Genomic DNA, 23,355 nt, shown 5'->3' with positions numbered 1-23,355 from the left:
GAAAAGACCATGAAATTCGACATCACGCTCATCTTCACCGTCGCCGCAGTCTGGGCGGTGCTGGCGCTGGCCTATGCGCTGGCGCCCTGGTCGGGCATGATCGGCTATGCCTGGGTCTGGGGTTTCGGCGCGGCGCTGTTCCTCGGACTGGGGCTGGCGCTGCGGGCGGCATCTGCCGCCCACCGCAAGGCGGAGGGCAGACCATGACGGATCAAGCCAAAGCCCCCGCCCTCAGCGCAACGGTCACCCTTACTGTGCCCGGTATGGGCAGCGATCATTGTGCCGGAATCGTCAAGACCTCGCTCAGCCGTCTGACTGGCGTAGCTGCGGTTCGGACAAGCATTGCCAGCCACCGTGTCGAGGTGTCCCACGATCCGGGCAAGGTGGATGCCGCCGCGATGCGGCTCGCCGTCGAGCGCGCTGGCTATGAGGTCGATGCGATCGAAACCGCGGAAGGCCGGTCGCCAGCGGGAGCCGCCGCATCCGAAGATCGCTACCTGTCGCAGGCCTGGAACCAGCTGGTCTTTGCCGCCGTTCCGGCCACGCTGATCATGCTGATCATGGTCCCGCACATGTTCTGGGCGAAGATCCCGGGGTATCTGCTGATCGTCGCGGTGCTGGCCTTTCCGGTCGTCTTCCTGCGCGGTGGCTGGGCCACACATGTCTCGGCCTGGCGGTCACTGACCAACCGCACCGCCAATATGGACGTCCTGATCTCGATGGGCAGCCTGCCGCCCTATCTGATCGGGTTGATCGGCTTCGTCTATCCGATGACCTCGTTCATCGAGATGGCGGCGACGATCATGACTTTCCACTTGCTGGGCCGCTATCTGGAAACCCGCGCCAAGGGCCGCGCCAGCCAGGCGATCAAGCGGCTGATCACCATGGGCGCCAAGACCGCCTCGGTGCTGCGCGACGGTCAGGAGGTCGAGCTACCGGTGGCCGAATTGCAGCCCGGCGATGTGATGGTGGTGCGCCCCGGTGCCAAGGTGCCCACCGATGGCGAGATCGTGGAGGGCAACAGCCATCTGGACGAATCCATCGCCACGGGTGAATCCGTGCCTGTCGAAAAGGGCCCGGGCGATGCCGTGATCGGCGCCACGATCAACAAGGAGGGGCTTTTGAGGGTGCGCGCCACGCGCGTCGGTGCCGATACCTTCCTTGCGCAGGTCATCCGGCTGGTCGAGGAAGCACAGGGATCGAAGGTGCCGATCCAGGAGTTCGCCGACTGGTTGACCGGCAAGTTCGTGCCGGCAGTGCTCATCATCAGCCTTGCCAGCTTCGCCATGTGGCTGGTTCTCGGTGAGAGCCTGCGGCCGGTGCTCGGCTGGGGGGCGGGGTTCCTGCCCTGGGTCAATCCGGACCTTGCGCCGTTGATGGTGGGGGTTCTTTCGGGCGTCGCGGTGCTGGTCATTGCCTGTCCCTGCGCGCTGGGACTGGCAACGCCGACGGCCTTGATGGTGGGCTCCGGCATGGGGGCCGAGCGCGGTGTGCTGATCCGCTCGGGCGAGGCAATCCAGACTCTGAAGGACATCAAGGTGGTGGTGCTCGACAAGACCGGCACCGTCACCAAGGGCAAGCCCGCGCTGACCGATGTCCACGCGCTGGAAGGCTTTGACGAGGCACAGGTGCTGCGCTCTGCAGCCTCGGTCGAGGCCGGGTCCGAACACCCGCTTGCGCAGGCCATCGTCGCGGGCGCGCGAGAACGCGGGCTGGACATTCCGGAGGTTGCGAAGTTCCGATCCATCACCGCGCGCGGGGTTCAGGGCGAGGTCGAGGGCGGCATGGTTTGCGTTGGAAGCCGACGGCTGCTGACCGAGGCTGGCATCCCACCCGAGGCGCTGGAGAGCCGGCTGGTCATACTGGAGACCGAGGGCAAGACCGCGATGCTGGTCGCGATCGGCGACCGGCCGGCGGGGCTGGTGGCGGTGGCCGACACGATCAAGGAAGACTCCAAGGCCGCCATCGCCGCGATGCAGGCGCTTGGCATCCACGTTGTCATGGTCACCGGCGACAACGAGCGCACCGCGCGTCATGTCGCGGCGCAGGTGGGTCTGGACGAGGTCAAGGCCGGTGTTCTGCCCGAGGGCAAGGTCGAGGCGATCCGCGCATTGCAGGCCCAGCATGGCGAGAAGGTCGCCATGGTCGGTGACGGGATCAACGATGCCCCGGCGCTCAAGCAGGCCAATGTCGGCATCGCGATCGGCGCAGGCGCCGATGTGGCGATCGAGGCGGCCGATGTCACCCTGGTCACCGGCGAACTGACCAAGGTGGTCGAGGCAATCCAGCTTTCGAAAGCCACGTTCCGCAAGATCGTTGAGAACCTCTTCTGGGCCTGGTTCTACAATCTCGCGGCGATACCTGTCGCCGCGCTCGGCCTCCTGCATCCGATGATCGGCGTCATCGCCATGACCGCAAGCTCGCTCTCGGTGATCGGCAATTCGCTGCTCTTGCGGCGAGCCAGAATCGGGGTGGGCAAATGATGGATCCCTCAGAGCAGAAATCCGGTGATGCCTCCCCGAAGCCGGGCTGGCACAGCTCGCCACCTGTGGTTGCCGCCTGTGTGGTGCTGGCCGGGCTGGGGCTGGCACTGGCTTTCGAGCATCGCGTGCATCTGATGGCTAGCCTGCCACTGATGCTGCCGCTTGGGATTTGCCTCGCGATGCATGTCTTCATGCATCGCGGCCATGGCGGCGGCGGCCGATGACACCGCCGCGGCGAATTAGGAAGACGGAGAATGACCAAATGAGAACCAATATCAAGATCACCCGCCGCAGCATGCTCATGGCCTCGGGTCTGGGCGCACTTGGTCTGGGCGGGGCATTTGCTCTCGGCTTCGGTGCACCTGCCCGTGCCGAAACACCGCTTGCCACTTTGCTTTCGCGCACGCATGTCCATGGGCTGGCGGTCGACCGGCAGGACCCGCACCGCCTGCTGATCGCCACGCATCACGGGCTGCACGCGCTCGATATCGACAGCGGGTTGACCATGCAGGTCTCCGATCACCGCGACGACCTGATGGGTTTTGTCGCCCACCCCGTGGAGCCCGGTGCCTTCCTCGCCAGCGGCCATCCCGCGCGCGGCGGCAATCTGGGGGTCATCGCCAGTTCGGACGGCGGCGAGCGCTGGGTGCAGATTTCGGCCGGCGTGAACGGGCCGGTGGATTTCCACCAGATGGACATCAGCAAGGCCGATCCGGCCGTGGTCTGGGGCAACCATGGCGGGCTCCAGCGCAGCCGCGACGGCGGTGCGACCTGGGAGCGGGTGGCCGATGCGCCGACCGGGCTGATCGACATCGCCGCTTCGGCACGCGACCCGGAACGGCTCTATGCTGCGACCGAGGGCGGGCTCTGGGTCAGCGCCGGCGATGCACGGAACTGGCAGCGCGCCCATCCCGCACAGGCGCCGGTGAGCTTTGTCGAGGTGACGGCCGATGGCATCCTTCATGCCTTCATCCTAGGCGAGGGCCTCGTGCGCCGGGCCGAGGATGAAACGGCTTGGGAGAGCCTCCACCCCGGCTTCCAGGATCGGTTCCTGCTTTATTTCGCCGCCGATCCGCTGACACCGGAACGCGTCTTCGCGGCAACCCAGCACGGCGAATTGCTGGCTTCCGAGGATGGCGGACGCAGCTGGCGCCGACTGGGCATCGAATAACCCCGCCGCGCGCGGTCCTCATCCGTGCGCGACTTCCAAGACCAACCCCGATGAATGGAGAGAGACCATGACGACCAGAACCGCACTGACCGGCCTTCTCGCTGGCGCCGCCCTGTTTGCGATGAGCATGAGCGCCACGGCGCAGACCACTGATGACGACCATGCGGCCCACCACCCCGAGGTCGAGGCGACGGCGCCCGAGGGGGATGCGGGACCTGCCGACGCCTCCGGGATGCCTGGCATGATGGGCATGATGACGCCCGAGATGATGCAGATGATGATGCGCATGATGGGCGAGGGCGGGATGCCCGGGATGATGGGTGGCATGCGCGGCGGCCCGATGGCCGAGGGAATGCCGGGCCGCGGCATGATGGGCCAAGGCATGATGGGGATGCACGGCATGCCGATGGGCCCGATGATGCACGGCCTCCATGGGCAGATGGGCGGCCACGCCCTCGGCCCCGGCGCGCTCTATGGCATGCACCACAGTGCGCCCAGCGAGATGACGCCGGCCCGCGTCGAGACGTACCTCGCGCATCTTCTCGAGCGCCACGGCAACCCGCGCCTCGAGATCGGCGAGATCACCGAGGCCGAGGATGGCAGCATCATCGCCGAGATCGTCACGGTGGACGGCTCGCTCGTCCAGCGCCTCGCCTTCAACCGATATCCGGGCCTGTTCCGGCAGATCGACTGACGCGGGCCTGCCCGGCCAAGGGCCAACAGTAGCACCAACCCGAAAGGAGACTGCCATGATGAACGGATGGGGAATGGGGTTCGGCGGGATCTGGATGATCCTGATCCTGATCCTTGTCGGCCTCGCGATCGCGGCGCTGATCAAGTATCTGATGAAATGAAAGGAACGGACCATGAGCTACACGCATGACCGGACGATCACGGATGCTTCGATCGACGCAGTGGACGCGCGCATCCGCAAGGCGCTGAGCGAGCAGGGCTTCGGCGTGCTGACCGAGATCGACGTCAAGGCCACCCTGAAGGCCAAGATCGGCACCGAGGTCGATGATTACCGCATCCTCGGCGCCTGCAGCCCGGCCATGGCCTACAAGGCCATTCAGGTCGAACCGCGGGTTGGCGCGATGCTGCCGTGCAATGTGATTCTGCGCGCAGTGAAGGGTGGCGTGGAGATCAGCGCCATCGACCCCGTCGCCTCGATGCAGGCCATCGACAACAAGGACCTGCAAAGGATTGCCGACGAAGTGCGGCAGATGCTGGTCGAGGCGGTCGAGGCCGCCTGATGGGCACGGGTTCCAGAAACGCGGCGCGCGCCGAGGCTACTGGCACCGGCGCGCGCCCGGCCGGTCTTTGGGAGGCGCCGGAATTGCCGGTCGCTTTCTTTTCCTTCCTGCTGCACTTCGTCTGGGAGTTCGTGCAGGTGCCGGTCTTCGCAGACATGGCCGAGATGGCGCATTGGGAGGCGATCAAGCTCTGCATGTCGGCAACCTTTGGTGATGTCGGTTTCGCCCTGACGGCTTTCTGGATCGCAAGCCTCGCGGCGCGCAGCCGGGACTGGCTCTTTGGACCGGCGAGGCTACCCATCGTGATCTTTATAGGTATCGGCATCGCCCTGACGGTCGGGTTCGAATACTATTACACCAACGTCAGCCTGCGCTGGACCTATTCGGACGCGATGCCGCTGGTGCCGCCCTTCGGCACCGGATTCAGCCCGCTCATGCAATGGCTGATCCTCCCGCCGCTCGTGATCTGGCTGACCCGCCGGCACCTGCTGGGGGCGCGAGCGATCCGGGAAGGCAATGCATGAACCATGGTGATCTGCCGCCAGCCTTGGGCCTGCTGCGACCGCTGGTCACCGCAGTCCTCGCCGGGCTTGCCGGGTTGGCGGTGCACAGCACGCTGATGCTGGTCAAGGACGCCTTTGGCATTCTGCCGGGCTTTCAGCCCTACGACGATTTCCAGCGCCTGCTGGGGGGCTGGGCGGGTGCGCAGCTGGGAAGCCTCGTGCCCTATCTGACCGGCGCGATGATCTGGGGGTTCCTCTATGCCCGGCTGCACCCCCATCTCCCCGGCGGGAGTTTCTGGGCAAAGGGTCTCGGTTTCGCGCTCATTGCCTGGGGCGCGATGAGCACGGGGTTCTTCCTCCTGGCAGGGCATGGCCTGTTCGGACTACGCATGGGTTATGGGATCTGGCCGGCCCTTTTCATGTTGCCGATGCTGGCGACTTTCAGTCTTGCGTTGAGTTTCACCCATTCCCGTCTGCGGGCAGCATGATCTCGTCTGTGCCAGGCAGCATGGTGCCGGATCAGAAATACCCAGCCAGCAGTGCCGAGAACCCCGTAAGCAGCAGCGCCTGCAGCCCGAAGATCGCCAGCGCCAGCGCGATCAGCAGCGGCATGGTTGGCGTCGACAGGGCACGCGCCTGCATCGCCCCGCCAACCATCGCCATATGCAGCGGGAGGGCACTGATGAGCGTGGCATAGAGATAGACGCCTGAGAGATTCGCGAAGGCGGCTGACTGGGTCAGCGTCGGCCCGACGACGCGAAGCCCTTGCACCGGGTCGCCGCCGAACGAGCCGAACATGAGCGCCGAAGCCGGATAGATCACCACATGCAGCGCGATGAAGGCGCCGATGCGGGCAGGAAGGTCGATGGCAAGTGCGCACGCCGGGCTCAGCCGGCGGCTCCGAAGTTGCGCAAAGAGGATCAGACCGAAGGCATTGACGACAAGGACAACCGGCAGGCCATTGGTGGCGATCTGCCGCACGAAGCGCGGTAGTGCCGCGTCTGTGGCCAGCAGATGCGGCCACAGTCCTGGCGACAGCGCGATGTAGAGCGCGAGAGTCGGCGCGAGGCCGGCGAGCGAGAGCAGAACGACATTCCGGGCAAATCGCAGGAATGGCAGCTCGACCGAGAAATGCCGGTCGAGCCAGGCGAGCACAGCAGATTGCGGCTTGGTTGCCACGTCGTTTTCTCCTGCGTCGGGCGGCCCCTCGGCTCGTAATCGGTGCCTTACCTAATCTGCGCCCTCCGCTGCGGTGCGCTCTGCCTGAAACGCGCGCATCCGCTCGGGCCAGGTTGACCTGATATAGGCCAAGATCGCCTCGATCTCGGCGTCACTCAGTACGTCGTCGAAGGCGGGCATGCCGGAATCGAACCTCACCCCCAGGTCGTCGAGAAAAGCCTGCCCGCCGCGGCGCGTGTAGTCGAACAGCATTGCGTCGCCATGATGCCAGGTGTGGCCGGTCTCGTCATGCGGCGGGGCGGGAAAGCGGCCATCCGGTCCACGGCTTTGCCAGTCGGGGGCACCTTCGAGATTTACACCATGGCAGGCCGCACAATGTTCAACGTAGAGCGCTCGGCCTTCAGCAATCTCGTCTGCGCTGACCGGAGACACCAGGACCATGGTGCCGAGCAGGGCCATAAGGACGAAGGCAGCGCCCGGCGCTCCAATGCCGGGCGCGTAGCGTTCACTGCAAGCCACGGGCGGCCAACCATGCGCGCATCATGGCGATCTCGCCTTCCTGGGCACCGATAACCTCTTCGGCGAGGGCCCGGATCTCGGGGTCGGAGCCATGTTCCAGCACCACGCGGGCCATGTCGATGGCGCCCTGGTGGTGGGGGATCATGCCGCGAACGAAATCCACATCGGCATCGCCGGTGAACTCGATGGCCATATCGGCGTGCATCCGGTCATTGGCGGCCATGTAGGCGGCGATGACCGGATTGTCGCTGGTCGCGACCTGGGCGCCGTGCGCTCCATGATCCATGGCGCCGTGGTTCATGGCCCCGTGGCCACCCTGGCTCATCTGTGACTGCGCGTAGGTCAAGCCGCCGGCCGCAATCGCGGCACCAAGCAGAAATGCGAAGGACAGTTTTTTCATCAGGTTTCTCCTTATTGGATCGTTGCCGAAAACCCGGCCGCTTCAAGGGCGGGCAGGAAGGCGGTACTGGGCTGGCTGGACTGGACCGTGACCCTGCGCGAGGCAGGATCGGCGTCGACGGTCGCGGTCGGATCCACGGTCTGAATGGCCCGGGCGACGCCCCGAACGCATCCGCCGCAGGTCATGTTCTCGATATGAAACTGCATAAGGCGCACCTTTTATCTGGTTGATGAAAAGGCAGATAGGGCTTCCCACCGTTGGAAGGTCAAGGGCGCAGAAGCAAGTTTCAGCTTTTCTGACACAGGGCTTGACCTTCCCATTGTTGGAAGGCTCATCTTGGGCGCTGACACCTTCCCTGCTGCGGCGAGAACCCCATGAACACCGCCCTGAGACCGCTTCCAACGCAAGTTCTGGATATCGAAGGGATGACCTGCGCTTCCTGCGTCGGGCGAGTAGAGCGTGCTTTGCTGGCTGTCCCGGGTGTCGCGGAGGCCAATGTGAACCTCGCCACTGAAAAGGCCGAGGTCAGGCTGTCCTCCCCTGTGAGCCGCGCCGATCTGGTCAAGGTGATCGAGGGGGCGGGCTATGACGTGCCCGCCGCGCGGGTGGAACTGGCCATCGAGGGGATGACCTGCGCCTCCTGCGTCGGCCGGGTCGAGCGCGCGCTGGCCGCCGTGCCGGGCGTGACCGAAGCGCAGGTCAACCTTGCCACCGAACGCGCGAATGTCACCGGCACCGCCGACATCGCCGCCCTGATCGCAGCGGTCGAGGGCGCTGGTTACACCGCCCGCCAGCGGCAGGCGGCCAGCGACGGCAGTGCCGCCGAGCGGCGCGAGGCCGAGGCGCAGGGGCTGCGCCGCGATGTGCTGATCGCCGGGGCGCTGACCCTGCCGGTCTTCGTGTTGGAGATGGGCGCGCATCTGTTCCCGCCCGTGCACCATCTGATCATGGCCACCATCGGCATGCAGGCAAACTGGCTGATCCAGTTCGCCCTGACCACGCTGGTCCTGGCCTTTCCCGGCATCCGCTTCTACGCCCTCGGCTTTCCGGCGCTGGCGCGCGGGGCGCCAGACATGAACAGCCTGGTCGCGGTCGGCACAATGGCCGCCTATGCCTATTCCATGGTCGCGACCTTCGCCCCCGGCCTGCTGCCGCCGGGCACGGTGAACGTGTATTACGAGGCTGCGGCGGTGATCGTCACCCTGATCCTGCTGGGCCGCTATCTGGAGGCCCGCGCCAAAGGCCGCACGTCGCAGGCGATCGGGCGCCTGGTCGGGCTGCAGGCGAAGACCGCGCGGGTACGACGGGACGGGGTCACACAGGAAATCGCGGTCGATCAGGTGCTGCCCGGCGATCTGGTCGAACTGCGCCCCGGCGAGCGGGTGCCGGTGGATGGCGAGGTGATCGAGGGCGAGAGCTGGGTCGATGAGTCGATGATCACCGGCGAGCCGGTCCCGGTGGAAAAGCGCGTCGGCGCGGTGGTCGTCGGCGGCACCGTCAACCAGACCGGCGCGCTGGCCTTTCGTGCCACCGCGGTCGGGGCCGACACGATGCTGGCGCAGATCATCCGCATGGTCGAGGCCGCGCAGGGCGGCAAGCTGCCGATCCAGGCGCTGGTCGACAAGGTGACGATGTGGTTCGTCCCCGCCGTCATCGGGGTGGCGCTGCTGACCTTTGCCATCTGGTTCGCCTTCGGCCCCGAACCGGCGCTGACCTTCGGGCTGGTCAATGCCGTGGCGGTGCTGATCATCGCCTGCCCCTGCGCGATGGGGCTGGCTACGCCGACCTCGATCATGGTTGGCACCGGGCGCGGGGCTGAAATGGGGGTGCTGTTTCGCAAGGGTGAGGCGCTGCAACTCTTGTCGGGCACCCGGGTCGTGGCCTTTGACAAGACCGGCACCCTGACCGAGGGCAAGCCGCGCCTGACCGATCTGGAGCTTGCGCCGGGGTTCGAACGGGCGGAGGTGCTGGCCCTTGTCGCGGCGGTCGAGTGCAAGTCCGAGCACCCCATCGCGCAGGCTATTCACAGGGCGGCGCTGGAAGAGGGTCTATCTCTACCCCCGGTGACGGAGTTCGAGGGGCTGACCGGCTTCGGCGTCGCGGCCGAGGCCGGGGGCTCCCACATCCAGATCGGCGCGGACCGCTACATGGCGCGGCTGGGCCTCGATGTCGCGGCCTTCACTGCTGCGGCCGAACGGCTGGGGGACGAGGGGAAGACCCCACTCTATGCCGCCATCGACGGCAATCTCGCCGCGATCATCGCCGTGGCTGACCCGATCAAGGAAACCACCCCCGCCGCGATCCGCGCCCTGCACGGGCTTGGCCTGCGCGTGGCTATGGTGACGGGCGATAACGCCCGCACCGCACAGGCCATCGCGCGCAAGCTGGGCATCGACGCCGTGGTGGCCGAGGTCCTGCCCGATGGCAAGGTGGAAGCTGTGCGCGAGTTGAAGGCCGCACATGGCCGACTGGCCTTTGTCGGTGACGGGATCAACGACGCACCCGCGCTGGCCGAGGCTGACGTGGGCATCGCCATCGGCACCGGCACCGATGTCGCCATCGAAGCCGCCGATGTGGTGCTGATGTCGGGCTCGCTCAAGGGTGTGCCAGCTGCGATCGCGCTGTCAAAGGCAACGATCGGCAACATCCGGCAGAACCTGTTCTGGGCCTTCGCGTACAACACCGCGCTGATCCCGGTGGCGGCGGGGCTCTTGTGGCCAGCATTCGGCATCCTTCTGTCGCCAATCTTTGCGGCGGGGGCGATGGCACTGTCGTCAGTCTTTGTGCTTGGTAATGCGCTGCGGCTCAGGCGTTGGACACCCCCGGTGCAGGAGGGCACGGCATGAACATCGGCGATGCGGCCAGCGCCTCGGGCGTCTCTGCCAAGATGATCCGGTATTACGAGGAAACGGGGCTGATCCCACCTGCTGCGCGGACAGCTTCGGGCTATCGGATCTATTCGGATCAGGACGTGCACATGCTGCGCTTCATTCGCCGTGCGCGGGATCTGGGTTTCAGCGTCGAGGGCATCGGCGAGTTGCTGGGCCTCTGGCGCGATCGCGCGCGGCAAAGTGCAGACGTCAAACGTCTGGCTCTGGCCCATGTCGCGGACCTGCGCCTGAAGATTGCCGAGCTTCAGGACATGGCCGCCACCCTCGAAAACCTCGCTGACTGCTGCCACGGCAACGATCGTCCTGATTGCCCTATCCTTAAGGAGCTGGAGGCGCCCGAAGAGGAGTCCAACAGGCTGGAGAAACGCACTGGTGCAATCGATTCCGGGCCGCGGGGCAGGCAACGGGCAGTCCGGCGCAGTTTGCCCGGCTGATGTCGGCTTTCGCATCGGCGTTAACCTCTTGCGATTGTTTCGATGTGCCGCACGGGCGCGCGCCTCCTCCCCTGGCGACCTTGGTTGACAATCCTGTCCTGAAATTGGATTTTCCGTTCATGGGGTTTGCGACCGCCCCACGAGGCGCCAGCCGAAGATCGCGTTCCCGCATATCCTGACCTGAGGAGGAACGCAGATGCCTGCGCCTAACGCTATTTCATCCGAGAAACTTGCCCGCATCATTGGAACACCTCGCGCGCCGCTCTTGCTGGATGTGCGGTCCGAGGAAGACTTCGCCACCGATCCGCGCCTGTTACCCGGATCCATAAGGACTGACGACCGGGATCTTGCTGCACTTGCCGTGCAGCTTGGCGGGCAGACGTCCATCGCCGTTTGTCAGGCCGGCCATCGGCGCAGCCAAGGCACAGCCGCGATCCTGCGCGCCGAAAGCTGCCCTTCGGAGTATCTCGAGGGTGGGTTCGAAGCCTGGCGAACGGCCGGGCTGCCGCTGATCGATCCAGCGAAGCTGCCCGCGCGCGATGCGCAGGGCCGAACCACCTGGGTCACGCGCTCGCGCCCCAAGATCGACCGCATCGCATGCCCCTGGCTGATCCGGCGGTTTCTGGATCCTCGCGCCATCATCCTGTTCGTGGCGCCCGCCGAGGTTATCGGCGTCGCCGAACGCTACAACGCCGCGCCCTTCGACATCGAAGGCGTGTTCTGGAGCCATAGGGGCGAACTCTGCACCTTCGACGTGATGCTGGCGGAGTTCGGCCTCAGCATTCCCGCGCTCGCCCGCCTCGCGACTATCGTGCGCAGCGCCGATACCGCCCGGCTCGACCTCGCGCCCGAGGCGGCGGGGCTGCTGGCGGCCTCGCTTGGCTTGTCGCGCATGTTCTCCGACGATCTGGAGCAGCTGGAGGCCGGGATGCTGCTCTATGACGCCTTCTACCGATGGGCGCGGGACTCAACCGACGAGACCCACACCTGGCCCACCAACAAGCCGAAGGCAGACTGATGCAGGACCGCGCTTATCCCACCTTGGCCGAGGCCACGCGCATCTGGGCCCGCATCGGCCTTCTGAGCTTCGGTGGCCCCGCCGGACAGATCGCGCTGATGCATCGCATACTTGTCGAGGAACAGCGCTGGCTGGGCGAGAAGCGGTTCCTGCACGCGCTGAACTACTGCATGCTGCTACCCGGCCCGGAGGCGATGCAGCTGGCCGTCTATATCGGCTGGCTGATGCATCGCACGCTGGGCGGGATCATCGCGGGCGTCCTGTTCGTGTTGCCCGGCGTCATCGCCATCATGGGCTTGAGCTGGATCTATGCGCTCTATGGCAATGTCGGACCTGTCGAGGCGCTGTTCTTCGGGCTCAAGGCCGCGGTGCTGGCGATCGTGGTGCAGGCGGTCATCCGCATAGGCTCGCGCGCGCTGAAGAACGGCGCGATGATTGCCATCGCCGCCGCATCGTTCGTGGCGATCTTCGGTTTCGCGGTGCCGTTTCCGCTCATCATCCTGATCGCTGGTTTGATCGGGTTCTTCGGCGCCCGCGCCGGCTTGCCCGCGTTCCATGGGGGCGGCGGACACGGCAAGGTCGGCAAGGTCCTGGTCGATGATGCCGACACGCTGCTTGGCGAGGAGTCGCCCGAGCATACCGAGGTCAGCCGGGGCTACGCTTTCCGTATCTCGGCAGTGTTCCTTGTGCTCTGGCTGGCGCCGGTCACCCTTTTCTTCGTCTTGCTCGGCCCGGCCAATGTCTTTTCCCAGATTGCCGGCTTCTTCAGCGTCATGGCTGTCGTCACCTTCGGCGGCGCCTATGCGGTACTGGCCTACGTGGCGCAGGAGGCGGTGCAGAACTACGGCTGGCTCGCCCCCGGCGAGATGCTTGACGGCCTCGGCATGGCCGAGACCACGCCCGGACCGCTGATCATGGTCACGCAGTTCGTGGGCTTCATGGGCGCATTCCGCGAAGCGACCGGCCTGTCGCCGCTCGCGGCCGGCACGCTGGGCGGTCTGCTGACCACGTGGGTCACCTTCACGCCCTGCTTCCTCTGGATCTTCCTCGGCGCCCCCTTCATCGAGCGCCTGCGTGACAACTTGGTGCTGACAGCCGCGTTGACCGCCATCACCGCAGCCGTGGTCGGCGTCATCCTGAACCTCGCTGTCTGGTTTGGCCTCCATGTGGTTTTCGACGAAGTGCGAACGATCGCATCCTTCGGGCTCGATTTCGATGTGCCCGTCTGGTCGTCGATCAATCTGGCGGCTGCAGCACTGGTGCTTGCCGCGCTTGTGGCAGTGTTCCGATTCAAGCTTGGCCCGGTGATGGTGCTGGCAGGCTGTGCGCTCGCGGGGATGGCGCTTGCTGCGTTCGGCTGGACATGAGCCTTCAGATTATCCACCGCGGAGATGTCGGGCGCCGTGCATATCTCGTCGACGGTTTCGCGATGGCATGGGCTTGCCAGTGTCCTGCTGCGTCCTTCAAGTGATCCCTAATTCCTCTGCGGTCTTTCCCGCCCCCAACGCCTCAACGAACCACTGCGGTTTGCGCCCCCGACCGGACCAGGTGAGTGCCGGGTTCTCAGGGTGCCGATATTTCGCCGCTGCCGGTGCACGGGAGGTTTTCGTCTCGGTGCCGACAAGTTCGGCCAGGGAGAAGCCCAGATCCCGGGCGAGAGCCTCCACCTTGGCGCGGGCTTCCGCCTTCTGCCGATCTTGATAGGTGGCAATCGCCTTGGCGACGTCCTTCTGCATTTTCTTCAGCTCGCCGAGCGACAGTGCCTCGAGATCGTAATCAGCCATTGATGCGGTCCGTGTCCTGAATGTCCCGGTATCGATAGCCTGTCGCGGTAAGGCGCCGCAACTCCCGGAAGGCCAGGGAAGGGGTGGCGGAGGCTGGTGATCGCAGTTTTCGTCGCCAAGGAGGTGCGGAACTGGGGGTCAGACTGTCCCGATTGGCAGGGTGACGGGTTCTGGCATGGGCTCCCCGCGCATCTCTGTCTCCCGGGCCATCCCTTCGACTGACAATCCCCTAATCCCGTTCGGGCTCCTGCGCGCAACCCCGCGTCAGTCCGGGCCGTGTTGCCCCTTCGGGGCTGCCCGCTCCACCCCGGTCCTCTGGGGGTTTCCGGCGTCCATGCTGTCCACCGTGCACGCGTCACCCGACGGGCTTTCTCCGGGTCTTGTCGAAGGGACGGTCCCGAAGACAGGACACACAGGAGCTTATCATGCAGAACATCGTCATCCTCGCCGGCAACATCGGTCAGACCCCCGAAGTCCGCACCACCCAGGGCGGCACCAAGATCACCAACTTCAGCCTCGCCACCTCCCGCCCCCGCCTCTCGGAAGGTCGCGTCCTGCGCGACGAAAACGGCTACCGGGTCATGGACACGGAATGGCACCGCATCATCTGCTTCAACGGTCTCGGCAAGACGGTCGCGGAGCATTGCGAAAAGGGCATGAAGGTCCTCGTCCACGGCCGCATCCACTACACCAAGTGGATCGATAGCATGGGGAACGACCGCTACGGCTGCGAGATCATCGCCGAGAAGGTCGACTTCCTGAGCCGCCCGAAGTCGGCCGAGACCGAAAACCCCGAGCTGGTCGACCGCGACGACGAGATCCCGTTCTGAAAAGAACGGGGTCTCCCCCTCGGCCCCGGCGAGACAACCCGCCGGGTTCGGGGCGTTCAGGACGAGACGTCGAACGCTCCGTGCCGGATCACCTGAGTTGCCCTGCGATCTCGCAACATCGCTGTTGTTCAAATCAGGTTGTAGTCGTGCATGTTGTATCGTATCGAGCGACCAATTTCGCAGGGAGTCGATACATGAAGCATCCGTTGACGTCACTCGCAACAGCCGGGCTCGCGCTCGCGATGGTCACGCCGGAGCCCGCTTCTGCGCAGGGCTACCAGGTCGACTGCGCCATCCTCCTGTGCCTCGCGGGCGGCTGGCCAGCATCTGCGCCCTGTGCACATGCGCGGGCTGTTTTCATCCGCAGGATCACGCCTTGGCCCGTCGAGCCGCCGCTGCAGATCTGGCGTTGCCCAATGGGAGCCTCGTTTGATGCCCCTGCCCCACTATCGCCGATGGAGCGCCTCTACGATATCACTTTCCGGGCTGCGCCTGGGAGCAGCGTCGCGGATGCGACAGTTCCGTTCGTGTTGGCGCAGGCCGATGAGCGTGCGGATATAGACATCTCCGGCAGCGCCTTTGACTTCGTTCGGAGCATCCGCGTCTACCATATCCAGTTCAGCCAACATCAGGATCGTGACGGTGATTGCATCCGCTACGACTCGACCAGGCTCGGCTCCTACGGTGTGCAGGGCGATTATCGCTGGCAGCGCTCGAGCGTGGGGGCTGTTCCACCTGCCTCGCTTCTGCCCCGTCCCGAGCACTGTGGTTGGGTGAGTTATCGCTCGGTCTTCGTCGATTGGCGCGACCATGAAGGAAACTACGGCTTCGAAGAGGTCCGATACTGAACCCCGTGCGCGCCAGCGTAACACTGGCCCGCTCCGATCAACTTGCACCGGAGGCAGTGCATCACCCCAAAAAAGGGAAACGACGCCAGACCGAGAAGCCTGACGCCGCGCTAGAAAAAAACCCCTGAACACGGTTCTTCTAGCGCAGTGTCCGAACCTCTGCAACCAGCAAAGTGTTTTTGCTGGCAATAATGTTGTTTGCTCTCGACATGGCTTCGTCTCTTAGGAGATACGACCATGGAACCAACGACTGGCCTGATCCTCAGGCGGATCACGCAGACTGACCTCTCGGTTTCGGCGCACAAGCTGGCCACGCTCATCCTCGACGGAATAGCATGGAAAGACGGGTATAACGGCCTGCCCCGCGGCACGGCTGCCTTCACCCTGTCCTCTCTGGCAGCGAAGATGGGCGTCTCGCGCCAGTACCTGAGCGTTCTGCTGAGTGAGCTTGAAACTTCCGAACTGAAGCTTGAGCGCGAGAAGTCGAACGGCAAGTTCGCCCCCTGGCTTTTCCGCTTCGCGGCCTTTGACGACGGCGAACAGACCCTCGATCTCGTGTCAGACGGAGGCGACACATCGCTATCTAGAGAGGAATCTAACAAAACTATATTCACAGGACAGATCAACATTGACGGTTGCTCGAACGTATTCCGAACATGCTGGGCCGAGCTGATCAAGGCCGCGAAGAGCGCCCTACCCTGCTGGAACGTCGACACGCAAGTGATCTGGGAACGATTCCTTGCCTTCAACCGGGCACGCGGGAACAGCAAGGTTCCGGCCGGTTTCCTGCTCGGCTTCATGCGCCGGTGGCGTACCTCGCCTGGAGAAGCGACGCGCCCACCGGCTCTCCCCGCTCCACAGCCGGTTCAAGAGCCACGAGAGCGCGAACTGCACGAACAGATCAAGGCTGCGCCAAGCTCGAACCGCCAGTTTCACGCGTCAGACCTGTGTCGCGTCATCGGGCAAGCCGCGTACGATGCGCGCATTGCCGCCGTGATCCGGCAGTTCGGTTGCCCGAGGTTCACTGCGACGCTTGCGGTCCACGGGCGTGCAGTCCTGGCAGGCGAAATTTCGCGGTGACGAGGGATCCGGTGCCGCAACTCTGGCCAGAACGTATTCAGTCAGGGGAGTTCCGGGATCAAAGCAAGTCGGCGAACTGCTCCAGATCGGCAACCGTGGCGACGTTCGCATCGAACAGGACTGAACTGATGCGGTGGATGCCCCCACCCAGCGGCATCTCGTATGCCATGATTGTTCCATCGGAACCGAACGGAGGGCACATCGATGACGACACCAATCAGCATGCTGGCGATCGACCTGGCGAAGGGCAGCTTCCAGGTCTGCGCAATCGGAGCGGATGGGGCGTGTGTGGATGCCCCCTGTTTGGCAAGCATGATCTTCGATCTTTTGGCGAGGTCTTCGATCGGACGTGTGTCAGGCCTCTGAGCGTGGCCTTCGATGACGCCACGGGCCGGTATGCTGTTCGGAAGGCCGGGTTCACATCGGTTCAGAGAGCTGCAAGCGCTCGAGCGCCGGGTCTGAATCTCCCGCCTTGAACTTCGAAGTCCGTGTCGCCTACTCCTCGTCGATCGCTCACCCCGGCCTTGCGGCCATGCCGTGCCCTCGTCCTTTCTCAGGGAATGGGGTCACGCCATCCTGTAGTCCTCCTGCTTCGTCGTCACCGCCCAGATCGTCCGGGCCATCTTGTTCGCCAGCGCCACGGCGGCGACCATCTTCGGCTTGCGCGCCACGAGAGCGGCGAGCCAGCTGTTCGCGCTGCCGCCCTTGCGGACCACCCATCGGATCACGCTCATCGCTCCGACGATCAGCAGCCGGCGGATGTCGGTCTGGCCCATCTTGCTGACCGAGCCCAGCTTCACCTTGCCGCCCGTGGACCTTTGCCGTGGCACGAGGCCGAGCCAGGCGGCGAAGTTCCGTCCGCTGTCGAACGTGTCGAGATCAGGGGCAAACGCCGCCACCGCCCCCGCAATGACGGGGCCGATCCCCGGGATGGTGCGAAGCCGCCGAAGCGCCGGGTCCATCTTCGAGGCTGTCTCCAACTCGGCCGCCAGCCGTTCGATCGTTTCCGTGAGCCGCGCGATCTGCTCGAGATAGATCGCGCCCATCTGCCGGACCGCGTCGGGCAACGTGCTGGTCTCGTCGGCCAGCGCGCTCTCGAGCACCTTCAGGCTCGCAGGCCCCTTCGGCGCCACAAGCCCGAACTCGGCCAGATGTCCTCGGAGCGCGTTGATCAGTTGCGTGCGCTGCCGGACCAGGCATTGGTGCGTCCGGAACGCCACCGCCCGACCCTGGGTCTCGACGCTCTTCACCGCAACAAAGCGCATGGTCGGACGCGAAGCCGCCTCTGCGATGGCTTCCGCGTCCGCGCGGTCGTTCTTCTGGCGCTTCACAAACGGCTTCACGTAGGCCGCCGGCACGAGCCGCACCTCATGGCCGTGCCCTTGCGCAACCCGGCCCCAATGATGCGACGTCGCGCAAGCCTCCATCGCCACCACGCAGGCCGGTTGCTCGGCCAGAAGCACCGCCAGCCGTGTGCGCGATAGCACGCGGTTATAGAGAACCGCCCCATCCGCGCCGACAGCGCAGACCTGGAAGCTGCCCTTCGCCAGGTCGATCGCCAGCATGCTGATTGGTGTCGTCATCGATGTGCCCTCCGTTCGGTTCCGATGGAACAATCATGGCATACGAGATGCCGCTGGGTGGGGGCATCCACCGCATCAGTTCAGACCGTGTCCTGGCTCATTTCGAGCTGTAGCCCATGTCCTGCTCTTGAGCGTCGGCGGCCAGTTGATCGAGCACAGCTTCACGCTCGGTATCAATCGCGGCCTTGTAGGACATCACGTCTTCCATGCGGACGCGGCGATGCTTGCCGACCTTCCGATGCGGTATGGCACCATCCTCGAGCAGCTTGATCAGGAACGGACGCGAGACGTTCAGAACCTCGGCGGCCTGTACGGTCGAGAGTTCGGCGTTCTCGGGGATGATTGTGACCCCCCGCCCCGCTGCCATCGTCTCGAGGATTTCCATGAGCAGCGATACGGCGCCCGCAGGAAGCTCGATCGGCTCCATCTGCTCGGGGTCCGTCACACGAAGCTTCAACGGCACGCGCGCTTGGGCGAAGCGTGACAATGCCTGGCCAGAGACGCGCGCAATCGCTGCGTCCTGCGGCGTGGGCGGAAGATGTCGGTGTGCCAGCATGTTCATGGTGGTCTCCTCTCCGGTTTCTGTTCTCTACCACCATATATGAAATAAGTGCAACAAATGCATTAAGTGTTCATGATTATCTGCGCGCCCTGCCGCGTGCTCGCGGTCATCGCTGCTGCCGAGTGAGCCGGTGACACCCACGCTAACCTTCAGTTTGTCGCCTTCCACATCCTGAACCGCCCTTGCCCTGTGACCTCGCGGATCAGACCCCGCTCTTGCATCCATGCAAGGTTGCGCGCGATGGCCGCGCGACTGGTGCAAACTGAGGCGGCGAATGCCCCACATTTAACGGTGCGGACATCGGCACCAAAGATCGGCAAGGAACTTCGGCAAAACTCTACCCGCGAGGGTCAATAAGGGGTAAGAGAGGATGATAGTTACGCTGTCTGAAGATCGGCAAAGAATGTTTGAGACACCCGGCAGGATCGAGCCATGCTTCTTCGAGGAGCACATACCCGCCAGCTTGGCCGACCTGTCGGTCGAGATCCAGCGCGAGGCAGCAAACCTCGGTCAGGGTCTCCACCCGGACAGTGCGGCCGAACTGGCTGACCTGGTTAGGGTGATGAACTGCTACTACTCGAACTTGATCGAGGGGCACAACACGCGCCCGCGTGACATCGAGCGCGCTCTCGCCGGGGCTGAGTTGGAAGCCGAGACGCGGCCCCTTGCACTTGAAGCCCGCGCCCATGTCATCGTCCAGCGCTTGATCGACAAGATGCATCGGGAAGGCACCTTGCCCCGGCCCACGTCCGTCGCGTTCCTCACCTGGGTGCACAAGACCTTCTACGACGAGATGCCCGACGAGTTCCGGCGCATCGAACACCTGGATGGCACGATCGAGCCGATCATTCCGGGCCGCATGCGGCAGGAGGGTGACAGCGAAGTCGCTGTCGGCCGCCATCTGCCCCCCTCCTCCGGTCGGGTCGCGGCCTTCATGGACCATTTCGACAGGCGGTTTCAGATCGCAGCTCGCTCGGCGAGCGGCCGGATCATCGCCATCGCCACGGCGCACCACCGGCTCAACTACATCCATCCGTTTCCCGACGGAAACGGGCGGGTCAGCCGCCTGATGTCCCATGCGATGGCGCTCGAGGCCGGTATCGGAGGTCAGGGGCTTTGGTCTGTCTCCCGCGGATTGGCGCGCGGGCTGGCGGACCGGGGCGAATACAAGCGCATGATGGACATGGCAGACAGCCCGCGGCGCGGCGATCGCGACGGGCGGGGCAATCTGTCCGAGGCCGCTCTGAAGACCTATTGCGAATGGTTCCTGAAGGTAACGCTGGATCAGATCACCTTCTCGGCCAAGCTCTTCGACCTTCCGGGTCTGGAAAAGCGTTATCGGCGACTGGTCGCAGACACGATCGATGACAAGCGTGCCCCTGATCTCATCTCGGCGGTCTTGCGCTATGGCACGCTCGAACGCGGCGAGGCACAGATCGTGCTCAAGACGTCCGAGCGCACGGCGCGTAACACGCTGAGCAAGCTGACCTCAGCCGGCTACCTGGCATCCGCCTCGCCGAAAACGCCCGTGCGACTGGCATTCCCTCTCGACTACCGGGAGCGCCTCTTCCCGAACCTGTTCGCTGACGGGGAGCTGCCAGGATAAGCGAGCGGGCCCGATTCCACCCAAGGGTGGGGCGGAGAGCGCTCAGTTCTGCCGGCCTCTGACCGATCAGACACGCGCACGAGGTCGCTACTTGTCCGCGTCGCCCCTCATTTCCTTGATAACTGTTATCAAGTCAACTAAGCTGAAATCTCTCGAAACGGATGGCCGACATGATCAGCGCAGACCTTGGACCCAAACTCGAGAGCTTCGTTGCGAAGCTGGTCGAGAGTGGTCGATACAACTCGAAAAGCGAGGTCCTGCGCGAGGGCATCCGTTTGATCCAGGAGCGCGAGATGCGATTGGCGGTGCTGGACCAGGCATTGACGCGTGGCATCGACGATGAAGCGGCAGGACGGACAAAGCCGCTGGCAGATGTCGTCGCACGCCTCGAACGCAAGTATGAAGGTCCAGGTCGGCCCTCGGAATGAAGGTCGTCCTCACCGCCGAGGCTGAGGCGGACCTTGAAGCGATTAGCGATTACATAGCTCGAGACAACCCGGCGCGCGCGCTGAGTTACTTGCGTGAACTCTACCAGCTCTGCCTCGACATCGCCGACATGCCGCAAGCCTGGCCGGTGGTGTCCCGGTACGAGCATCACGGCATCCGTCGCAGGGTGCATGGTCGATACCTGATATTCTACCGGATCAGGGCTGACCGCATTACCATCCTGCACATCCTGAATGGTGCGATGGACGTCGAGGCAATCCTGTTCCCCGACGGCTAATGCCCCAGTCGGTCCCTTCAGTTTGTTGCCTTCCACATCCTGAACCGCCCCTGCCCTGTGACCTCGCGGATCAGACTCCGCTCTTGCATCCATGCAAGGTTGCGCTGGACAGCGGCGCGGCTGGCACCCGTCAGGGCCTCGGCCATCGGCGCAGAGACGAGCGGCCATTCGGTCAGCACTGCGCGCAAGGCCGGGGGCGTCCTGCCCGAGAGCGGTATCATTTCGGCTTCCGTCCGCGCCGACCATGCCTCGATATCGTCAAGTTGTCGCATCGCGGTCAGACAGGCCTTCTCCATCCCGTCGAGCCAGCGCGCCAGACGATCAGACGGTGAACCACCGGCCCGTAACCCCTCTGCCCCGCCCATGGCCAGAGGCGCGAAGACTGCGCCTCTCCCCTCGCTGGCAGCGATCCGCGCAGCTACGACAGCGGCTTCCATCTGGTCACCGTGCTGCCCGAGCCCCGCGAGGCGCCAGAGGTGAAAGCCTGCGCAAGCGCGAGTGATCGGGTGCAGGTCCGTGGCCTGCCCCATCAGATCCAGCCAACCGCTCGCGCGATCCACGAACGGCTCGGTCTCATCACTGATGTTCTCGGGGTCGCGACGGTCGAGGAAGGCGGCCAAGTCCTGCTCCGGTCCCGGTCCACCCGTCAGTCGCCGAACCGCCCACCCGACCCGCGCCAGCGCCGCCGTGTCGTCCTGGACACCGGACAGGCGCAGCGAGATCCAGAGCGCCAGCCGATCCTGGCTGATGCGGTCACCGGTGTGCCAGCTCAGATCTGCGGCCTCCATCAGCGCCAGCCGATGCCGCCATCCTTCCGGTCCGCGCTTCAACCGGTCGTCCAGCGCGCCGACGCGACCAGCCACACGGGCTAGACGCGCGGCCTGCCCCCCCTCTGCCTTCCGCCAATCGTCGAGGATTTCGGTTTCACGCAGTTCGGCCCGTGGTCCCGGCGGCAAGTAGTCCGGCTCGTCGTCCATCGGACCGGGTAGGAACCACAGGTCGTCCTCGGACGCCTGTTCGACCTCCTCAGCATAAATGCCGAGCGCGTCGGATTCATCATACACTGTGGAGGTTTCAGGCTTCATATGCGCAAAATACAGCTATTTTGCACTTTACCCAAGGGTTTTGTCAGAGCGCGTCTGCACACCTTACATAGCACGCGCGCGCGATGGTCCGCGAGAACTCTCTGATCGCGCTCTGCGTATGGAAACCAAGGGCATTCTGTTGAGCAGGGCCACAGTGAGCGCCCTTGCATTCGTTTACAATCGGTCGTTTATCAGCGGTATATGAAACTGCAAACGGCCTGTTTTGATGTCCCTGATCGGCTATGCGCGCGTCTCGACGGAGGATCAGACCCCCCTGCCCCAGTCGCAGGCCCTGAAATCCGCGGGCTGCGCAGGGATCCATGAAGAGCAAGCTTCGGGCGGAAACCGCGCGCGGCCCGTGCTGGCCCGCGTGCTCGAGCGGATCGCCAAGGGCGACACGCTGGTGGTGGTGCGTATCGACCGTCTGGCGCGGTCGCTTTCGCATTTGCTGGAAGTGGTCGAGCGGCTGGAGGCGAAAGGCGCCTTCTTCCGCTCGCTCATGGACCCGATCGACACGTCCTCCCCGCAGGGCAAGTTCACCCTCCAGGTCCTGGGCGCCGCCGCTGAGTTCGAGCGCGCCCTGATCCGCGAACGCACCAAGGCCGGGCTGGCCAGCGCACGAACCAAAGGCCGGGTTGGCGGCAATCCGGGCCTGCGCGTCCGGGATCCAGCAGCGCTGCACAAGGTGCGGCTGGCCCGGCAGGACGGCTATATGGAGCGGCTGAACGAGACAGCGCAGGACTGGGTGCCCCATGTCCGTCGCCTGCGGCCCGACATGGCCAGGGAAGACGTGGTGCGCATCGTCAACGGCCCCCTGCCCCGCGAGCGCCAATGGACGCAAAGCCGGCTTTTGCGCGCGGTCAACGCCTATGTCCGGGACGGCTTCCTACCGCCCACAGTACTGGACCGCGCTGGCCGCCGCGAAACCGACGACCGCCTACCCGCCATCGTCGCCGCCATCAAAGGCGCGGACCCGGACGTCACGCTTCAAGCGATCTGCACCCGGCTGGAGGCGATGCGTGAGCGCACGCCCCGCGGGCGGACAAGCTGGCAGCCGTCATCCGTGAAGATGCTGCTGGAGAGGGCTGAGAGGCTGGGGCTGCTTGCGTGAAGTCGTGGGAATCGGCCGCGCGATTCTGAAGATCTGCGTTACATAGGCGTCGACAATACATGTTGTGGCCATGACATCGCGGGCTACGAACTGTTGAAGTGCTCTGCGAACAAGGTCGCCCAAGACGCTGATACTTCACGTTTTTCTCGTCAGAAATCGGCCGCCTCAACACCTCTAGGCCGCTCAACGGATTGGGCTGGATTTACTCACCAAAACTGTTAAGGTCTACAAAACAATAAAGACTTGAGGGCAGTGATGAGCGGGATACGGGCATCTCAAAGATTCGATGTC

Annotated in this window: 27 protein-coding genes; 19 read left to right on the top strand and 8 right to left on the bottom strand. The window is 64.6% G+C overall.

Annotation, left to right across the window (positions count from 1 at the left end):
- The first annotated feature begins 9 nt into the window (after positions 1–9).
- The 8 genes from BW970_RS20960 (at position 10) to BW970_RS18300 (ending at position 5,898) form a co-directional block, all read left to right on the top strand.
- Positions 10–207: a hypothetical protein gene (locus BW970_RS20960; RefSeq protein WP_076534163.1), complete on the top strand. Its 198-nt coding sequence runs from the start codon at positions 10–12 to the stop codon at positions 205–207.
- A complete protein-coding gene (locus tag BW970_RS18330; RefSeq protein ID WP_076534161.1) occupies positions 204–2,483 on the top strand; it encodes a heavy metal translocating P-type ATPase in 2,280 nt (759 codons plus the stop codon). The genes BW970_RS20960 and BW970_RS18330 overlap by 4 nt, the downstream gene beginning before the upstream one ends.
- On the top strand, positions 2,480–2,707 hold the full coding sequence (locus BW970_RS18325) for a DUF2933 domain-containing protein (protein WP_076534160.1): 228 nt from the start codon (positions 2,480–2,482) through the stop codon (positions 2,705–2,707). Before BW970_RS18330 ends, BW970_RS18325 begins: the two co-directional genes overlap by 4 nt.
- A gap of 38 nt (positions 2,708–2,745) precedes the next feature.
- Positions 2,746–3,654, top strand: coding sequence for a WD40/YVTN/BNR-like repeat-containing protein (locus tag BW970_RS18320; protein WP_083701373.1), 909 nt, complete (start codon positions 2,746–2,748; stop codon positions 3,652–3,654).
- 67 nt (positions 3,655–3,721) lie between these two features.
- Positions 3,722–4,348 (top strand): hypothetical protein, encoded by a 627-nt coding sequence (locus BW970_RS18315; RefSeq protein ID WP_076534158.1) that lies wholly within the window; start codon positions 3,722–3,724, stop codon positions 4,346–4,348.
- Between the two features lie 172 nt (positions 4,349–4,520).
- A complete protein-coding gene (locus tag BW970_RS18310; protein WP_076534156.1) occupies positions 4,521–4,907 on the top strand; it encodes a DUF302 domain-containing protein in 387 nt (128 codons plus the stop codon).
- Positions 4,907–5,431 carry a hypothetical protein gene (locus BW970_RS18305; RefSeq protein ID WP_144039021.1) on the top strand — a complete coding sequence of 175 codons (525 nt, stop codon included), beginning with the start codon at positions 4,907–4,909 and terminating at the stop codon, positions 5,429–5,431. The genes BW970_RS18310 and BW970_RS18305 overlap by 1 nt, the downstream gene beginning before the upstream one ends.
- Positions 5,428–5,898 (top strand): DUF6789 family protein, encoded by a 471-nt coding sequence (locus BW970_RS18300; protein WP_076534153.1) that lies wholly within the window; start codon positions 5,428–5,430, stop codon positions 5,896–5,898. Before BW970_RS18305 ends, BW970_RS18300 begins: the two co-directional genes overlap by 4 nt.
- A 31-nt stretch (positions 5,899–5,929) precedes the next feature.
- Here the strand turns inward: BW970_RS18300 and BW970_RS18295 are convergent, their stop codons facing one another.
- From BW970_RS18295 to BW970_RS18280, 4 genes are all read right to left on the bottom strand, one after another.
- A complete protein-coding gene (locus BW970_RS18295) occupies positions 5,930–6,589 on the bottom strand; it encodes a hypothetical protein (protein ID WP_083701372.1) in 660 nt (219 codons plus the stop codon).
- Positions 6,590–6,640: 51 nt separating this feature from the next.
- Complete coding sequence (locus tag BW970_RS18290) at positions 6,641–7,048, bottom strand: c-type cytochrome (RefSeq protein ID WP_083701371.1); 408 nt, start codon at positions 7,046–7,048, stop codon at positions 6,641–6,643.
- Between the two features lie 46 nt (positions 7,049–7,094).
- A complete protein-coding gene (gene copM / locus BW970_RS18285) occupies positions 7,095–7,433 on the bottom strand; it encodes a CopM family metallochaperone (protein WP_443093465.1) in 339 nt (112 codons plus the stop codon).
- A gap of 86 nt (positions 7,434–7,519) precedes the next feature.
- The gene (locus BW970_RS18280; RefSeq protein WP_076534148.1) at positions 7,520–7,714 is read right to left on the bottom strand and encodes a heavy-metal-associated domain-containing protein; all 195 of its coding nucleotides are present in this window, start codon (positions 7,712–7,714) and stop codon (positions 7,520–7,522) included.
- Positions 7,715–7,882: 168 nt separating this feature from the next.
- On the opposite strand from BW970_RS18280, the gene BW970_RS18275 reads away from it, so the two are divergent.
- The 4 genes from BW970_RS18275 to chrA all read left to right on the top strand — a co-directional run bounded on the left by BW970_RS18275 (position 7,883) and on the right by chrA (position 13,218).
- A complete protein-coding gene (locus BW970_RS18275; RefSeq protein WP_076534146.1) occupies positions 7,883–10,354 on the top strand; it encodes a heavy metal translocating P-type ATPase in 2,472 nt (823 codons plus the stop codon).
- Positions 10,351–10,833, top strand: a complete 483-nt coding sequence (cueR, locus tag BW970_RS18270) for a Cu(I)-responsive transcriptional regulator (RefSeq protein WP_076534144.1) — start codon at positions 10,351–10,353, stop codon at positions 10,831–10,833. Before BW970_RS18275 ends, cueR begins: the two co-directional genes overlap by 4 nt.
- A gap of 196 nt (positions 10,834–11,029) precedes the next feature.
- Entirely contained in the window at positions 11,030–11,851 is an 822-nt protein-coding gene (locus BW970_RS18265) for a chromate resistance protein ChrB domain-containing protein (RefSeq protein ID WP_076534142.1), read from the top strand.
- Positions 11,851–13,218, top strand: a complete 1,368-nt coding sequence (chrA, locus tag BW970_RS18260) for a chromate efflux transporter (RefSeq protein ID WP_076534140.1) — start codon at positions 11,851–11,853, stop codon at positions 13,216–13,218. The genes BW970_RS18265 and chrA overlap by 1 nt, the downstream gene beginning before the upstream one ends.
- 96 nt (positions 13,219–13,314) lie before the next feature.
- Here the strand turns inward: chrA and BW970_RS18255 are convergent, their stop codons facing one another.
- Positions 13,315–13,635, bottom strand: a complete 321-nt coding sequence (locus BW970_RS18255; protein WP_076534138.1) for an H-NS histone family protein — start codon at positions 13,633–13,635, stop codon at positions 13,315–13,317.
- 425 nt (positions 13,636–14,060) lie between these two features.
- Between BW970_RS18255 and BW970_RS18250 the strand changes: the two genes are divergently transcribed.
- The 3 genes from BW970_RS18250 (at position 14,061) to BW970_RS18240 (ending at position 16,393) form a co-directional block, all read left to right on the top strand.
- The gene (locus tag BW970_RS18250) at positions 14,061–14,465 is read left to right on the top strand and encodes a single-stranded DNA-binding protein (RefSeq protein WP_076534136.1); all 405 of its coding nucleotides are present in this window, start codon (positions 14,061–14,063) and stop codon (positions 14,463–14,465) included.
- 194 nt (positions 14,466–14,659) lie between these two features.
- Positions 14,660–15,313, top strand: coding sequence for a hypothetical protein (locus BW970_RS18245; protein WP_076534134.1), 654 nt, complete (start codon positions 14,660–14,662; stop codon positions 15,311–15,313).
- Between the two features lie 237 nt (positions 15,314–15,550).
- Entirely contained in the window at positions 15,551–16,393 is an 843-nt protein-coding gene (locus BW970_RS18240) for a hypothetical protein (RefSeq protein WP_076534131.1), read from the top strand.
- Between the two features lie 566 nt (positions 16,394–16,959).
- On the opposite strand, the gene BW970_RS18235 is transcribed toward BW970_RS18240, so the two are convergent.
- On the bottom strand, positions 16,960–17,976 hold the full coding sequence (locus BW970_RS18235) for an IS110 family RNA-guided transposase (protein ID WP_076534129.1): 1,017 nt from the start codon (positions 17,974–17,976) through the stop codon (positions 16,960–16,962).
- A gap of 97 nt (positions 17,977–18,073) precedes the next feature.
- A complete protein-coding gene (locus BW970_RS18230; RefSeq protein WP_076534126.1) occupies positions 18,074–18,538 on the bottom strand; it encodes an excisionase family DNA-binding protein in 465 nt (154 codons plus the stop codon).
- A gap of 403 nt (positions 18,539–18,941) precedes the next feature.
- Between BW970_RS18230 and BW970_RS18225 the strand changes: the two genes are divergently transcribed.
- The 3 genes from BW970_RS18225 (at position 18,942) to BW970_RS18215 (ending at position 20,868) form a co-directional block, all read left to right on the top strand.
- The gene (locus BW970_RS18225; protein WP_076534124.1) at positions 18,942–20,144 is read left to right on the top strand and encodes a Fic family protein; all 1,203 of its coding nucleotides are present in this window, start codon (positions 18,942–18,944) and stop codon (positions 20,142–20,144) included.
- A 170-nt stretch (positions 20,145–20,314) separates the two neighbouring features.
- The gene (locus BW970_RS18220) at positions 20,315–20,572 is read left to right on the top strand and encodes a type II toxin-antitoxin system ParD family antitoxin (protein WP_076534122.1); all 258 of its coding nucleotides are present in this window, start codon (positions 20,315–20,317) and stop codon (positions 20,570–20,572) included.
- The gene (locus tag BW970_RS18215; protein ID WP_076534120.1) at positions 20,569–20,868 is read left to right on the top strand and encodes a type II toxin-antitoxin system RelE/ParE family toxin; all 300 of its coding nucleotides are present in this window, start codon (positions 20,569–20,571) and stop codon (positions 20,866–20,868) included. Before BW970_RS18220 ends, BW970_RS18215 begins: the two co-directional genes overlap by 4 nt.
- A 17-nt stretch (positions 20,869–20,885) precedes the next feature.
- Here BW970_RS18215 and BW970_RS18210 read toward each other — a convergent pair whose 3' ends face one another.
- The gene (locus BW970_RS18210; RefSeq protein WP_076534118.1) at positions 20,886–21,953 is read right to left on the bottom strand and encodes a hypothetical protein; all 1,068 of its coding nucleotides are present in this window, start codon (positions 21,951–21,953) and stop codon (positions 20,886–20,888) included.
- 226 nt (positions 21,954–22,179) lie between these two features.
- Between BW970_RS18210 and BW970_RS18205 the strand changes: the two genes are divergently transcribed.
- Complete coding sequence (locus BW970_RS18205; protein ID WP_076534116.1) at positions 22,180–23,064, top strand: recombinase family protein; 885 nt, start codon at positions 22,180–22,182, stop codon at positions 23,062–23,064.
- The last annotated feature ends 291 nt before the right edge of the window (positions 23,065–23,355 follow it).

This window comes from Gemmobacter megaterium, assembly GCF_900156815.1.
Taxonomy (GTDB): Bacteria; Pseudomonadota; Alphaproteobacteria; order Rhodobacterales; family Rhodobacteraceae; genus Wagnerdoeblera; species Wagnerdoeblera megaterium.
This window is presented reverse-complemented; position numbering and strand designations above follow the sequence as displayed.

Excerpts from the sequence above, each read along its gene's own strand:
- BW970_RS18325 (WP_076534160.1), top strand. The coding sequence starts at position 2,480 with ATGATGGATCCCTCAGAGCAGAAATCCGGTGATGCCTCCCCGAAGCCG.
- BW970_RS18315 (WP_076534158.1), top strand. The coding sequence starts at position 3,722 with ATGACGACCAGAACCGCACTGACCGGCCTTCTCGCTGGCGCCGCCCTG.
- BW970_RS18265 (WP_076534142.1), top strand. The coding sequence starts at position 11,030 with ATGCCTGCGCCTAACGCTATTTCATCCGAGAAACTTGCCCGCATCATT.
- BW970_RS18240 (WP_076534131.1), top strand. The coding sequence starts at position 15,551 with ATGGAACCAACGACTGGCCTGATCCTCAGGCGGATCACGCAGACTGAC.
- BW970_RS18215 (WP_076534120.1), top strand. The coding sequence starts at position 20,569 with ATGAAGGTCGTCCTCACCGCCGAGGCTGAGGCGGACCTTGAAGCGATT.
- BW970_RS18220 (WP_076534122.1), top strand. The coding sequence starts at position 20,315 with ATGATCAGCGCAGACCTTGGACCCAAACTCGAGAGCTTCGTTGCGAAG.
- BW970_RS18280 (WP_076534148.1), bottom strand. The coding sequence starts at position 7,714 with ATGCAGTTTCATATCGAGAACATGACCTGCGGCGGATGCGTTCGGGGC.
- copM (WP_443093465.1), bottom strand. The coding sequence starts at position 7,433 with ATGAGCCAGGGTGGCCACGGGGCCATGAACCACGGCGCCATGGATCAT.
- BW970_RS18290 (WP_083701371.1), bottom strand. The coding sequence starts at position 7,048 with ATGGCCCTGCTCGGCACCATGGTCCTGGTGTCTCCGGTCAGCGCAGAC.
- BW970_RS18250 (WP_076534136.1), top strand. The coding sequence starts at position 14,061 with ATGCAGAACATCGTCATCCTCGCCGGCAACATCGGTCAGACCCCCGAA.
- BW970_RS18310 (WP_076534156.1), top strand. The coding sequence starts at position 4,521 with ATGAGCTACACGCATGACCGGACGATCACGGATGCTTCGATCGACGCA.
- cueR (WP_076534144.1), top strand. The coding sequence starts at position 10,351 with ATGAACATCGGCGATGCGGCCAGCGCCTCGGGCGTCTCTGCCAAGATG.
- chrA (WP_076534140.1), top strand. The coding sequence starts at position 11,851 with ATGCAGGACCGCGCTTATCCCACCTTGGCCGAGGCCACGCGCATCTGG.
- BW970_RS18275 (WP_076534146.1), top strand. The coding sequence starts at position 7,883 with ATGAACACCGCCCTGAGACCGCTTCCAACGCAAGTTCTGGATATCGAA.
- BW970_RS18320 (WP_083701373.1), top strand. The coding sequence starts at position 2,746 with ATGAGAACCAATATCAAGATCACCCGCCGCAGCATGCTCATGGCCTCG.
- BW970_RS18330 (WP_076534161.1), top strand. The coding sequence starts at position 204 with ATGACGGATCAAGCCAAAGCCCCCGCCCTCAGCGCAACGGTCACCCTT.
- BW970_RS18305 (WP_144039021.1), top strand. The coding sequence starts at position 4,907 with ATGGGCACGGGTTCCAGAAACGCGGCGCGCGCCGAGGCTACTGGCACC.
- BW970_RS18205 (WP_076534116.1), top strand. The coding sequence starts at position 22,180 with ATGTCCCTGATCGGCTATGCGCGCGTCTCGACGGAGGATCAGACCCCC.
- BW970_RS18230 (WP_076534126.1), bottom strand. The coding sequence starts at position 18,538 with ATGAACATGCTGGCACACCGACATCTTCCGCCCACGCCGCAGGACGCA.
- BW970_RS18255 (WP_076534138.1), bottom strand. The coding sequence starts at position 13,635 with ATGGCTGATTACGATCTCGAGGCACTGTCGCTCGGCGAGCTGAAGAAA.
- BW970_RS18225 (WP_076534124.1), top strand. The coding sequence starts at position 18,942 with ATGTTTGAGACACCCGGCAGGATCGAGCCATGCTTCTTCGAGGAGCAC.
- BW970_RS18245 (WP_076534134.1), top strand. The coding sequence starts at position 14,660 with ATGAAGCATCCGTTGACGTCACTCGCAACAGCCGGGCTCGCGCTCGCG.
- BW970_RS18300 (WP_076534153.1), top strand. The coding sequence starts at position 5,428 with ATGAACCATGGTGATCTGCCGCCAGCCTTGGGCCTGCTGCGACCGCTG.
- BW970_RS18235 (WP_076534129.1), bottom strand. The coding sequence starts at position 17,976 with ATGACGACACCAATCAGCATGCTGGCGATCGACCTGGCGAAGGGCAGC.
- BW970_RS18210 (WP_076534118.1), bottom strand. The coding sequence starts at position 21,953 with ATGAAGCCTGAAACCTCCACAGTGTATGATGAATCCGACGCGCTCGGC.
- BW970_RS20960 (WP_076534163.1), top strand. The coding sequence starts at position 10 with ATGAAATTCGACATCACGCTCATCTTCACCGTCGCCGCAGTCTGGGCG.